Annotated in this window: 14 protein-coding genes; 8 read left to right on the plus strand and 6 right to left on the minus strand. The window is 64.1% G+C overall.

Features of this window, described 5'->3' with window-relative positions; genetic code table 11:
- The 3 genes from ACR2JI_RS11405 to ACR2JI_RS11415 form a co-directional block, all read right to left on the minus strand.
- Positions 1–566 (minus strand): disulfide bond formation protein B (locus ACR2JI_RS11405; RefSeq protein WP_526390187.1); only part of this gene is annotated, 566 nt, incomplete at its 3' end.
- Positions 566–724 carry a DUF5993 family protein gene (locus ACR2JI_RS11410; protein ID WP_526390188.1) on the minus strand — a complete coding sequence of 53 codons (159 nt, stop codon included), beginning with the start codon at positions 722–724 and terminating at the stop codon, positions 566–568. The genes ACR2JI_RS11410 and ACR2JI_RS11405, both read right to left, overlap by 1 nt.
- 40 nt (positions 725–764) lie before the next feature.
- Positions 765–1,628, minus strand: a complete 864-nt coding sequence (locus tag ACR2JI_RS11415; RefSeq protein WP_526390189.1) for a glycoside hydrolase family 16 protein — start codon at positions 1,626–1,628, stop codon at positions 765–767.
- Positions 1,629–1,782: 154 nt separating this feature from the next.
- On the opposite strand from ACR2JI_RS11415, the gene ACR2JI_RS11420 reads away from it, so the two are divergent.
- The 6 genes from ACR2JI_RS11420 to ACR2JI_RS11445 are packed head-to-tail and all read left to right on the plus strand — an operon-like array spanning position 1,783 to position 8,575.
- Positions 1,783–3,012, plus strand: a complete 1,230-nt coding sequence (locus tag ACR2JI_RS11420; RefSeq protein WP_526390190.1) for a PE-PPE domain-containing protein — start codon at positions 1,783–1,785, stop codon at positions 3,010–3,012.
- Positions 3,013–3,027: 15 nt separating this feature from the next.
- Entirely contained in the window at positions 3,028–4,674 is a 1,647-nt protein-coding gene (locus tag ACR2JI_RS11425; protein WP_526390191.1) for an ABC transporter substrate-binding protein, read from the plus strand.
- Between the two features lies 1 nt (position 4,675).
- Complete coding sequence (locus tag ACR2JI_RS11430) at positions 4,676–5,656, plus strand: ABC transporter permease (protein WP_526390192.1); 981 nt, start codon at positions 4,676–4,678, stop codon at positions 5,654–5,656.
- 2 nt (positions 5,657–5,658) lie between these two features.
- Positions 5,659–6,621 carry an ABC transporter permease gene (locus tag ACR2JI_RS11435; protein ID WP_526390193.1) on the plus strand — a complete coding sequence of 321 codons (963 nt, stop codon included), beginning with the start codon at positions 5,659–5,661 and terminating at the stop codon, positions 6,619–6,621.
- A complete protein-coding gene (locus tag ACR2JI_RS11440) occupies positions 6,618–7,598 on the plus strand; it encodes an ABC transporter ATP-binding protein (protein ID WP_526390194.1) in 981 nt (326 codons plus the stop codon). Before ACR2JI_RS11435 ends, ACR2JI_RS11440 begins: the two co-directional genes overlap by 4 nt.
- On the plus strand, positions 7,595–8,575 hold the full coding sequence (locus ACR2JI_RS11445; protein ID WP_526390195.1) for an ABC transporter ATP-binding protein: 981 nt from the start codon (positions 7,595–7,597) through the stop codon (positions 8,573–8,575). The genes ACR2JI_RS11440 and ACR2JI_RS11445 overlap by 4 nt, the downstream gene beginning before the upstream one ends.
- Here ACR2JI_RS11445 and ACR2JI_RS11450 read toward each other — a convergent pair whose 3' ends face one another.
- Entirely contained in the window at positions 8,576–9,007 is a 432-nt protein-coding gene (locus ACR2JI_RS11450) for an Rv0313 family protein (RefSeq protein ID WP_526390196.1), read from the minus strand.
- Positions 9,008–9,067: 60 nt separating this feature from the next.
- On the minus strand, positions 9,068–10,303 hold the full coding sequence (locus tag ACR2JI_RS11455; protein WP_526390197.1) for a hypothetical protein: 1,236 nt from the start codon (positions 10,301–10,303) through the stop codon (positions 9,068–9,070).
- A 40-nt stretch (positions 10,304–10,343) separates the two neighbouring features.
- Here ACR2JI_RS11455 and ACR2JI_RS11460 point away from each other — a divergent pair, with 40 nt between their 5' ends.
- On the plus strand, positions 10,344–10,820 hold the full coding sequence (locus tag ACR2JI_RS11460) for a nuclear transport factor 2 family protein (protein WP_526390198.1): 477 nt from the start codon (positions 10,344–10,346) through the stop codon (positions 10,818–10,820).
- Here ACR2JI_RS11460 and ACR2JI_RS11465 read toward each other — a convergent pair whose 3' ends face one another.
- Positions 10,821–11,486 carry a L,D-transpeptidase family protein gene (locus ACR2JI_RS11465; RefSeq protein ID WP_526390199.1) on the minus strand — a complete coding sequence of 222 codons (666 nt, stop codon included), beginning with the start codon at positions 11,484–11,486 and terminating at the stop codon, positions 10,821–10,823.
- Between the two features lie 56 nt (positions 11,487–11,542).
- On the opposite strand from ACR2JI_RS11465, the gene ACR2JI_RS11470 reads away from it, so the two are divergent.
- Positions 11,543–12,178 (plus strand): hypothetical protein, encoded by a 636-nt coding sequence (locus ACR2JI_RS11470; protein WP_526390200.1) that lies wholly within the window; start codon positions 11,543–11,545, stop codon positions 12,176–12,178.
- The last annotated feature ends 31 nt before the right edge of the window (positions 12,179–12,209 follow it).

The raw sequence follows: 12,209 nt of genomic DNA on the forward strand, positions 1-12,209 counted from the left end.
GCGGCGAAGCCCTCCAGAAAGATGATCGCTACGACGTTGGCGGCGACGACGGCGATGAACAGCCAGATGATGGCCGTCGAAAGCTTCCATCCCGCGCTGCCGGCCGCCGGTGCCGCCGGGATTCCCTTGGGCATCAGCATGAGCATCGCCCCGATGTAGATCATCACGATGGCGAACGTGACGAATGCCCACGTATAGAGGTGCAGCCGCAGGAAGGGCTCACCGTATCCGGGGTCGCCCGGCAGGATGTGCAGTTCGATCTGGCGCACCGACACCGACGCTCCGGCGAGAACCGCGATGAGACCCATACCGAGGCCCTGCGCGTAGCGCGCGATGGTCAATGTGCCGCGACGCGCCTGCATGATCACGAACAGTGCGCCGATGGTGGCCAGGATCATTCCGTAGCGCTGCAGCATGCACAGCGGGCACGGGAATTCGCCCTTGACGAACTGAATGAAGAACGCGCTCAACATCACCACCGTGTAGGCCAGCACCCAGGCGTGCAGACCCCAGTAGGTGATGAACCCCCAGATTCCGCCCGGCTTGCCGGGGTGTTCCTCGACCATCAGAAGCTCAGATCAAGGGTGGAGGTGACGTGGTACCGGAATAGCCCGATCATCGCGACCACGCCGACCGCCCAGAGGCAGATGACCAGGCCACGCTTGGCACCCCGCCACACCAGCAGCGCGATCACGAACAGCAGGATCATGATGAGAATGTCCACGCGGGAACCATAAGTCGCGACGACGGCCTGCGGGGTGGATTTAGCCCGGGAAGATGTGCACCCAGTCGACGAGCATCTCGGCGGGGTAGTTGCCGGGCCGGGGATCCCGGCCGCCCGATCCGCCGACGGCCAGGTTGAACACCGGCCGCAGCTCGTATCCCGGATCGTTGAAGGGCCACCCCTCGATCGAACCGGCCGGCACCTCCCAGTACGGCTTCATCCCCGGACGGTAGTCCTGCCAGAAGTACATGCCGGAGAAGTTCCACGTCATGCGCCAGGTATGCCAGTTGCTGTCTACCGGAACGTTGCGGGTGGCGTGCGAGGTGCCGTCCAGGGTGGCGTGAACGGTGGTTCCCGACGGCCAGTCCTGGTTGCCGTACCACTCAATGAGGTCGACTTCGCCACCACGTTCGGGGTTGTCGTTCAACAGCCACCAGGCCGGCCACGCGCCCGGGGTGAGGCAGTTGAACTTCACTCGTGCCTCGAAGGTGTTGTTGATGGGCGCGCCGAAGTTGGCCACCACCTTGCCGCTGGTGTACCTGCCGTCGCCGTCCCGGGTGGCCCGGATCACCAGGTTCCCGTTGCCATCGAGGAAGACATGCTCGCGGTCGTCTCTGTACTGGCCCATGTTCTCCGGGCGGTCCCAGAACACCGGGTTCTTGATGAGCTCACGGAATTGGGCGATGCTCCACAGGGCCGGGTCGGGCGCAGAGCCGGCGGGGCCGTTGAAGTCGTCACCGATATATCCGGGCGCTGCTGCCGCCGCCGGCGGAGCGATCGGCGCTTCGGGACCCGGCGGCATATCCGGTCCCGGGTCGGCTTCGGCCTCGGGTGTAGGAATCGCAACGGCGGCGACGCCTAGACCGGCCATCAACATAAGACTGCGACGGTCGAAGTCGGGCATGGCCACAACTCTAAAGCCCGACGGTGGGTGCGGCTGCATCCGGGGCCGCTTGAAAACCCCAATTGGCTATGCCGCCGGACCCCGGGAAATGTCGTCTAGGTGCAAAAACCCAAAAAATCGGGGTTTGCTGGAAATTGTCTGTTTAGCTTGCAACGTGGGTAACGGCACCCTCCCGATCGGGCGGTATTTCGCGACCGGATTCGCGGCTGCCGCCGGCGCCCTCGCGCTGTCGCTCACTTCAACGGTGAGCACGACGATTCAGTTGGTGACCAGCACCCTGCTCGTTATGGGTGGCACGTACAACGGCACCGCCCTCAAGCCCGCGATCCAGCAGGAGCTCGGCGGCGATCCCTGGTATCCGGCCCCGAACCTCGACCCGTTCCGGTCCGTGGGCAGTTTCGGCCACGGCTATATCGACACCCGGAACAACCCTGGTTCGCCCTATTTCGGGTGGGATTTCATTCCGGTCGAATGGCCGGCAGACGTCCTGCCGCGCATCCTCGGCAGGACCCCCTACGAACCGTCCCAGCAGCAGGGGCTGCGCAACTTTGTCGGGGCCATCAACGCCACGCTGCCGACGCTTCGACCGGATGAGAAACTGGTCGCCTTCGGCTACTCGTCGAGTGCCAACGTCATGGTCCGAGAGATGCGCGATCTTCAGAGCCGGACCGGTGACGCACCGTCGGCAGAGCAGCTGGAGTTCTTTCTGCTGGGTAACCCGAACCGACCGAACGGCGGAATCCTGCAGCGATTCGCCGGGGCATACATCCCGATCTTCGACATCCCGATGGACGGATCCACACCACTTCAAACGGCCTACACCACAACCGATCTCAGCTGGGAGTACGACTTCTTCTCGGACTTCCCGACCTACCCGCTCAATGTGCTCGCAGTACTAAATGCCCTTTTAACCGGGTCGATCGTGCACGGGAACTACTTTCCCGCCACACTCGACGGACCCCGTGCACTACCCGATACGACGGTCGGGGCGATCACCTACATCACCCTCAAGACTGAGCATCTGCCGCTGCTGATGCCGTTGTACGACATCGGTTTTGCCGCACCGCTGCTGGATCTGGTCGAGCCGGCGCTGACGGTGATGGTGGACTGGGGCTACGACCGCTCCATCAGCCCCGGCACCCCGACGACGGCGAGCATCCTGCCGCGAATCGACCCCGCCACCGCGACGCGAGAGCTGATCACCGCGATCGGCGAGGGGGTGCGCAATTTCGCCGCCGACCTCACGGCCGCATCGCCGTTGCAACCCCGGCCGCTGGTCGGCCGCCGGGCCATCCCGGCCGGCGAAGCTAACGGTTACCGCGCCAAAAGTCGGCAGCTGAGGCACAGTGATTCCACCGAACGTCCGCACCGAATCTCATCATGAAGGAGCGCCATGGGCATGCTGCGTCGGACAGTCACGATTGTGGGGATCACCGCGGTTGCCGTCTGGGGCGTCACGGGCTGCGGCGGTAAGACGAGTCCCGGCGCCTCCGGCACCGGGGCGGGCGGTGGGGACATCAACGTCACCATGACCTCCTTCCCGGACTACGTCGATCCGCAGCTGTCCTACACCGTCGAGGGCTGGGAGGTGCTGTGGAATACCTACACGCCACTGCTGACCTACCGGCACGCCAGGGGTGACGCCGGCACCGGCGTGGTTCCGGGTCTGGCCACGGCCATGCCGGAGATCTCCCCGGACGGCATGACCTACAAGCTCACGCTGCGGCCGAATATGAAGTACTCCGACGGAACGCCCATCAAGGCCAGTGACTTCACCTATGCGATCAAGCGGTTGTTCAAGGCCAACTCCGGTGGCTCGGTGTTCTACGAGGGCATCGTGGGCACCAAGGACTTCGCCGATGGCAAGACCGACACGATCAGCGGTATCGTCACCGACGACGCCAGCGGCGCTATCACCATCACGCTGGACAAAGCCAATGGCACATTCACCAATGTTCTGGGGCTGACATTCGCCGCGCCTGTTCCGCCGACGACCCCGCTGGACAAGGATGCGACCAACACCCCACCGCCGGCGAGTGGCCCCTTCGTGATCACCAAGGTCGATGCTCCCAACAGCTTGATCATGGAACGTAACCCGCAGTTCAAGACCGTCAAAGACGCCGGCGCCACCGAGGTCGCCGATGCCCAGGTCGACAAGATCACCGTCACCCAGAACAAGAACAATTCCGCACAGGTGACCGGGGTGGAGCAGAACCAGATCGACTACATGCAAAGCCCTCCCGACGCTGACCGGTTGTCGGAGGTGAAAGCCAAGTTCTCCAACCGTTTCCGGCTGGAGAATTCGATCAACACCTACTACTTCTGGATGAACAACAAGACCGCGCCGTTCAACGATGTACGGGTTCGCCAGGCGATCAACTATGCGATCGACCCCGAGGCTCTCAACCGGGTCTTCGGTGGCAGGCTGCACCCGACGCAGCAGATCCTGCCGCCAGGGATGCCCGGTTACGACGAGTTCACGATGTACCCCGGACCAGATATGGCCAAGGCCAAACAGCTTCTGACCGAAGCGAATCCAGCCGACAAGGACATCACTGTCTGGACCGATGACGAACCGGACCGCAAGCGGATCGGCGAGTACTACCACGATCTACTCAACGAACTAGGTTTCAACGCCCAGCTCAAGGTGATCTCAGGCGATGTCTACTTCACCACTATCGGCAACCTGTCCACGCCGGATCTCGACACCGGCTTCGCCGACTGGTTCCAGGACTTCCCGCACCCCGATGACTTCTTCCGACCGTTGCTCAACGGCGAGAACATCCTGCCGACGAACAACAACAACTTCTCGCAGGCCGCTATAGCGGCCAACGACACCAAGATGGATGAGCTGCGCACCGGACAGCTCACCGACGAGGCCAGGAAGCAGTATGCCGAGCTGGACAAGTCCTATATGGAACAGGCGGTGTGGGCGCCCTACGGCAACGAGGAGTTCTCGACCTTCGTTTCGGAGCGGATGAACTTCGACCAGGTGTACTACCACCTGTTGTTCGCCCACGACTACACCTCGTTCGCCTTGAAGTGATTTGAACACCAGCGCGCTCGGCGGGCGCAGCCCTTGGCAGCTGGCCGGGGTTCGGCTGCGGCGTAACCGATTCGCAGTCCTCTTCGGTGTGCTGTTTGTGCTCATCGTGGTGTTCTGCCTGGCGGCCCCACTTTGGGCAGACCACGTCGCGCACACCGGGCCGAACCAGAATCACATCACCGACAAGGTTCTGGTCGGCGGCCAGTTGACCGACGTGGTCGCACCTGACGGGACCCCACTGGGGCCCGGTCTGCGCGGCCGCTATCTGCTGGGGGCTGACCAGAACGGCCGGGATGTGATGGTGCGGCTGATGTACGGCGGCCGGACGTCCATCTACATCGGTGTTCTCGCCGCCGTGATCACCACATTGCTCGCGGTCACCGTCGGGGTGCTGGCGGGCTACTACCGCGGTTGGGTCGACTCGGTGCTCTCCCGAATCCTCGATGTGGTCTGGGCGTTCCCGGTGCTGCTTCTGGGTATCGCACTGGGTACCACGCTGGCCCTCGGCGGATTGCGGATCGGCGGCCTACAGATCGCCGGGGATTCACTGTGGATTCCGATCCTGATCATCGGCGTGGTCTACGTGCCGTATATGGCCCGGCCGATACGCGGCGAGATCCTGGCGCTTCGGGAGAAGGAGTTCGTCGAGGCCGCGGTGGCCGCAGGCAAGGGACCACTACGGGTCATGATCTCCGAGCTGCTACCCAACATCATCTCGACCGTCATCGTTTTCTCAGCGCTCAACATCGCCAACAACATGCTGCTGGAGTCAGCACTGTCATTCCTGGGCGCGGGCGTGCGGCCACCGAATGCATCCTGGGGCACCATGATCGCCGACGGCTATCAGACCATCTACACCGCGCCGCACCTGACCATCGTTCCCGGTCTGATGATCGTGCTCACAGTTTTGTCACTCAACGTGTTCGGGGACGGTCTGCGCGACGCACTGGATCCCCGCGCCCAGATTCGGCTGGGGCGCTGATCATGATCCGCTTCGCCGTAAGACGGCTGATCGGGATGATCACGGTGCTGTTCGCGATCTCGGTCATCGTGTTCCTCATCTTCAATGTGATCCCCAACTCCGATCCGGCGGCCCGAATCGCCGGCAAGAATGCCAACCCGGCACTGATTGCGCGGGTCCGCGCCGACCTCGGCTTGGATCAACCTCTTCCCATCCAGTATCTGACCATGATGAAGCAGATCTTCACCGGCAAGCTGACTTCATATGCCAGTGATCAGAATGTGGCACAGCACATCTGGAGCGGTCTGCCGGTCACACTTTCGCTGTGTATCGGCGCCGCACTGCTGTGGATGGTGCTGGCGATCTGGTTCGGCTATCTCAGCGCCGTACATCCCGGAAGTTTCACCGACCGGACCCTGACCGTCCTATCCATGATCGGCATCTCGCTACCGGTGTTCTGGCTGGCCGCGATCCTGCTCTACTACTTCAGCTTCAAGATCCCGATATTCCCAACCGGAAGCTACGTACCGCTGACCGAGAATCCCGGGCAGTGGCTCTACCACCTGATCCTGCCGTGGCTGACACTCGCGGTTCTCTACGTCGGTTTCTACAGCAGAGTGCTGCGCTCCAACATGGTCGACGTGATGAACGAGGATTATGTGCGCACGGCGCGCGCAAAGGGCCTCAGCGAGCGGCAGGTTCGACTGCGGCATGTGCTGCGCAACTCGATGATTCCGATCGTCACGCTCTTCGGCCTGGACTTCGGAGCGGTGGTCGGCGGTGGCACGATCCTGACCGAGACGGTGTTCAACCTCAACGGCGTGGGTCTCTACGCCGGTCAGGCGATCGGCAAGCTCGACCTTCCGCCGCTGATGGCGGTGACGATGTTCGGAGCCTTCTTCATCGTGCTGTTCAACGCCGTCGTCGACATCCTCTACGCGTTCCTCGATCCACGTATCCGACTCGGCGAGGCGGCGCCGGCATGAGTCCGATCCTCAGGGTGCAGGACCTGCGCGTCGCATTCGCCACCGATGAAGGTGTGGTGCGGGCGGTCGACGGGGTGTCTTTCGACATCGAGCCCGGACAGGTCGTCGCCATCGTGGGCGAGTCCGGCTGCGGCAAAAGCGTTACGGCTCAAACACTGATCGGGCTGACCCGCTCCCCCAATGCCACGATCAGCGGCACGGCCACCTTCGACGGGCGCGACCTGGTGACGATGCCCGATGAACGATTGCGCGAAATTCGCGGCGAACGCATCGCGATGGTGTTTCAGGATCCGATGACCTCACTGAACCCGGTCTACCGCGTCGGCGACCAGATCGCCGAGGCCATCCGCGCCCATCGCGACATATCGAAGAAGGACGCCCTGGCCCGCGCCGTGGAGTTACTGCACTCCGTCGGCATCCCCAATCCCGAGCGCAGAGTGCGCGACTACCCGCACGAGTTCTCCGGCGGTATGCGGCAGCGGGTGATGATCGCCATGGCGCTGGCACTGGAACCCGAATTGCTGATCGCCGATGAACCCACCACTGCGCTGGACGTGACCATCCAGGCCCAGATCCTGAGCCTGTTGAGAACACTCAACCGTGAGAGGAATGTTTCGGTTCTGCTGATCACGCACGATCTCGGCGTCGTCGCCGACCTCGCCGACAAGGTCGTGGTGATGTACGCCGGCCAGGTGGTCGAGGAAGCCCCGCTGGAGGATCTGTTCTACCGGCCCAGACACCCCTACACCTGGGGGTTGTTGGGTTCGATCGCCCGGCTCGACGAACCCCGGCCCGACCGGCTGCCGCAGATCCCCGGTCACCCGCCATCCCTGCTCGACCCGCCCGTCGGCTGCCGGTTCGCCGCCCGCTGCACCTTCGCCTTCGACGACTGCTCCGAGCCCCCGCCGTTGGTGGGCGACGGCGACCATCTGGATCGATGCTGGCTCACCGATGAAGCGAAGGTGGGCGCGCGATGACTGATGCGCCACTGCTGGAGGTCACCGATCTGGTCAAGCACTTTCCGATCAAGTCCGGGATTGTCGTCGACCGTGAGGTGGCGCGGGTGCGCGCCGTCGACGGCGTGAGTCTGATGCTTCGCGCCGGCGAAACACTTGGTTTGGTTGGCGAATCCGGCTGCGGCAAGTCCACACTGAGCCGGACCATCTTGCAGCTGACCGCGCCGACCTCGGGTTCGGTTCGATTCGACGGTCAGGAACTGGTGGGCCGTTCCGCACGCGAACTTCGTCCGCTGCGCCGTGAGATGCAGATGATCTTCCAGGATCCGTTCGCATCGCTCAATCCACGCAAACGGGTGGGGCAGATCATCGGTGAACCGATTCAGTTACACGGTCTCGCCGAGGGCGCCGAACTCAAGCGCCTGGTGCAGGATCTGCTCGATCGGGTGGGATTACAGGCCGAGCATTACAACCGGTATCCACACGAGTTCTCCGGCGGACAGCGTCAGCGCATCGGGATCGCACGCGCGGTCGGCCTTAAACCCCGGCTCATCATCGCCGACGAACCGGTGTCCGCGCTCGACGTCTCAGTGCAGGCGCAGATCATCAATCTGCTCGAGGATCTGCAGCGCGAGTTCGGAATGGCGTACCTGTTCGTTGCCCACGATCTCGGCGTGGTCCGGCACGTCTCTGACCGCGTTGCGGTGATGTACCTCGGCAAGATCGTTGAGGAAGCCGACGCCGATTCGCTCTATACCCGCGCGCTGCACCCGTACACCCACGCGCTGCTGTCCGCAGTCCCCATACCCGATCCACGGAAGAACGCCGTACGGGAAAGGATCACGCTAGACGGCGATGTTCCCAGTCCGATCGACCCGCCACCGGGCTGCCGATTCCACACCCGCTGCGCGTCAGTGACGGATATCTGCCGGCGTGCCGAACCGGCATTGGTCGAGGCGCCGGACACCCACCGGGTGGCCTGCCATCACCCGGGCTGATCAGTCCGTAGCTTGAGCTTCGTCTTCACCGTCCGATTCCGGCTCACCGAGGCTGGCGTCGAGAACGCTGGCATCGATTCCGTACGGCAGGAAGCGCACATTTCGGTTGGTGTCGGTGTTGTGCTTATTGGCCCGCAGTGCGTCGAGCTCGGACTTGTAAACCTGCTCGACATGGGCCTTGCCGTCGTGATCGGAGATGTAGATCGCCCACACCCCGTCGCCGGCCTCACCGGCGGTCTCCGGCTGCGGACGCGGCCTGGACGTGGGCCGCGCGCCCGGCTTCAGGAACTGGTCGAACAGCATTCCGAAACCGGCGCCCTGGCCAGACGAGTTGAGCATCTTGCCGAAGGCGTCGCGGAGTCCCTCGCCCGCCTCACGGACGACGCGGTCGAGATCTTCGGGGTCGAACCCGAACGGCCCGTTGTTATCCATACCCGCCAGTGTGCGCCGAGTTTGCTGCCGCGTCGACAACTTCGCCGCCAGCGAAACCGGTTAGAGCACGGTAAGGGGCAGGGACCGGCGCGGCTGGAACTCGAAGGCTGCGCCGTGGCTGAACTTGGTGACCGCCACCTCCGGTGAATCCTCCAGTTGTGCGCCGGTGGTCTCGAACTCCGCTGTCCAGTCGGTGGCGGTACCGGTCACCCGGACGATCAGGTGCGGGTCGACGGCGGTGGCGATCGCCTGCAGGGGCTGCGTCGAGGCCGGCGAGCACAGCGCGATCCAGGTGCCGTCGGCGTGGGCCGGCGAGGAATGCACGTGCAGTCGTCCATCCTCGATCTCGGCCACCACGTAGCCGGCCGGGTTCAGCAGCGGATGAAACTCCAGGACGGCGGCCAGGCCGGCGATATCGGCGGGCAGATTCAGTGCACGGCGGATCCGTTCGGCGGCAACCCCGGCGATGCCGGTGAGTTGCTTGGTGCGGATCGACGTCGCCAGATCATCGTCCGCCCCCGCTCGGGCGCGCACCGCGATACCGAAGGAGAGGTTGAGCAGATGCATCTGCAGGCAGACCTCGTCGGCGATGCGGACCAGCGCAGAGTGCGAGTACGCGCCGAACTCGAAGTCGCTCAGCAGCGGTCCGGCATAGTCGCCGCGGCCGTCGTCCGATGCGTCGATCGGCGCCAATGGCCAGGTGGCCGCGTTGGTCTGCGCAACGATGTCGAGCGCCGGAATGCTGACCGCGTCGGGATAGGACTCGTCGATGATCACTGTCCAGGCGCAGTGCGGAAATCGATCGGCCGGCATCCGTGGCGGCCGGTGGATGGGCCGCACCTGGGCTTTGGGGTTGGTGGCCACCGCGGTGGCGTCGAAGGTGGGATCCTCGATGTCATGACACATACCCCGGACGTAGTCCGGGCCCATGGGCTCGACGTCGAGCAGCGCACCACAGTGGTCCAGGTGAAACTCACCGTGCCAGCGGTCGTGCACGGTGTAGCGGAAATCCATGAACTGCGGCGGGGCGCCGATGTCGAGTTGCAGCCCCTTGAAGATGGTGATGATGTCGACGCCGGAGTAGTTCAGCGCCTTCTGCATCCGCCGGGTGTAGAGCGGGCTGGCGCCGGCCCACTCCTCGATCGCGATCTGGAGCATCTCCTCGCGCCCGAAAGCCTGGATGCACCAAGCCATTCCAGACCGGTCGATCAGCTGCCCGATCAGCAGCAGTTCCGGAACCAGGATGGTCAACTCGGCACGGGACAGCGTGGCGAATCGGCTGGTGGAATAGCTCACCTGCTCAAAGTTAGTTGAGACCGCCGGTAGGTGTGCTGCAATGTCGATCATGGCTGATCTGGAGACAATAGAGGCGATCAAACGAGTGAAGTACCGCTACCTGCGGGCGCTGGACACCAAGCACTGGGACGACTTCGCCGACACCCTGACCGATGACATCGTGGGCGAGTACGGCTCCTCGCTGGGCAAGGAGCACCGGTTCACCAACAAGACGGATCTGGTGGAGTTCATGAGCACCTCGATGCCGGCGACGGTCTTCACCGAGCACCGGGTGACCCACCCGGAGATCACGGTTGACGACTACGACGAGGCCGAGGGCACCTGGTACCTGCAGGATCGGGTCATCGTGCCCGAGTTCAACTTCCTGCTGTTCGGCGCGGCGTTCTATCACGATCGCTACCGCAAGACCGAGGACGGCTGGAAGATCTGCGCCACCGGCTACCAGCGGACCTTCGAGGTCACCCAATCGCTGGAGGGAACCAACTTCAAGCTGACACCGGGCTCGGCACTGGCCTGATCACTGGCTGATCGCGATCACCGCGCCCGGCTGCAACCACCCGATGATCTTGACCAGGGTGGCGTCGTCGAGTGCGACACAACCGGCCGTCGGTCCGCCGTTGGTGGTGTGGACGAAGAACGCGCCGCCGCGGCCCGGGATGCGTTCCTTATTGACGCCCATCACCAACGCGTGCGCGTAGGCCGGGATGTAGAGGTTCTCGGTCCCACTGGCCGGGGAGGTGTCGAAGGGACAGTCGGCCTTCTTACAGACCTGCATGGTGTTGTACGTCGGCCCGTCGGCGGACCACCAGTAATCCGGTGTGGTCTGGTAGTACCTCAGCCCGCCGCCCGGGCTGGGTTGGGTGCCGAAAGCGAAGTCGAGGCTGTAGACCCCCATCGGGGTGGCCGGGACGCTATCGCGGGCCTCCGGCGCCAGGCCGGCCGAACCGAGGTGGACTCCGATACCGGTGCCGACCGGTTGCCAGCCCGCCGGGCCGCGCTGCCAGACGTCCATCTTGCCGACCGAGCCGCCGGTTCCGACGACGGAGAGCACCTGCGTCGCGGCGCCGACCTGGGCATCGAACCACGGCGTCACCGCAACGCTCGGCGGCGATGACGCCAGCGAAACCACCACTGCACCGAGTGCAGCGCCCAGCGATAGAAGAGTTCGGCGCACGTCATTCATGGTCCCACGATCGGGTGAATACCGCCCGGGCGCGCCGGTGCCTAACATCGCCGACCATGAGCGACCTTCCCGGCGACCAGTGGGCACCCGTCCTGGTGGGCCACCAATGGCCGAACTCTTCCGCGCTGGCCGTCCTGTCCGCCGCAGTCGCCTCCCGGCACACGGTGGGTGCGTCATTCCATTCCTACGCCGACGTGCTGCGCACGATCTCCCAGACCGTGCTTGCTGACCAGGAGGGCGTCACAGCCGAGAACATCCGGGCATCCTTTCGCGACGGAGAGGAACACGCCCGCGCAGTCGCCGAGCGGAACGCCGTCAAAAAGGAGGCGCTGGACTGCGCACATCGTCGCGCATCAGAGCTTCGTTCGGCACTGACTGAGATCGCAGACCGGGGCAGCAGGCAGATCCGGGAGATCATCGCCGGGGAGGACCCCGCCCCGGCCAAGATCGCCCGGGTCGTCGAGGTGGTGCTCGCAGCACAGACCGACGCCGATACCCGTGCGTCGATGTGCATGCAGGAGATCTACGGATCCATCCAGAGCGTGCTGGACACCTGCGGGCCGACGACCTCGGCCAGACAGTTCGCCCACGGGCACGGTGTCGAGCCGGACGCGCTGCACAGCGCACACCATCCCGACGTGGTGCATCAGCACGTCCGCGAAGTCATCGAGGCGGCGGGGACACCACCGTGAGCGACGAACAGTTCAACGCCGAGCTGAACCG

It is taken from the genome of Mycobacterium sp. (assembly GCF_051006775.1).
GTDB lineage: Bacteria > Actinomycetota > Actinomycetes > Mycobacteriales > Mycobacteriaceae > Mycobacterium.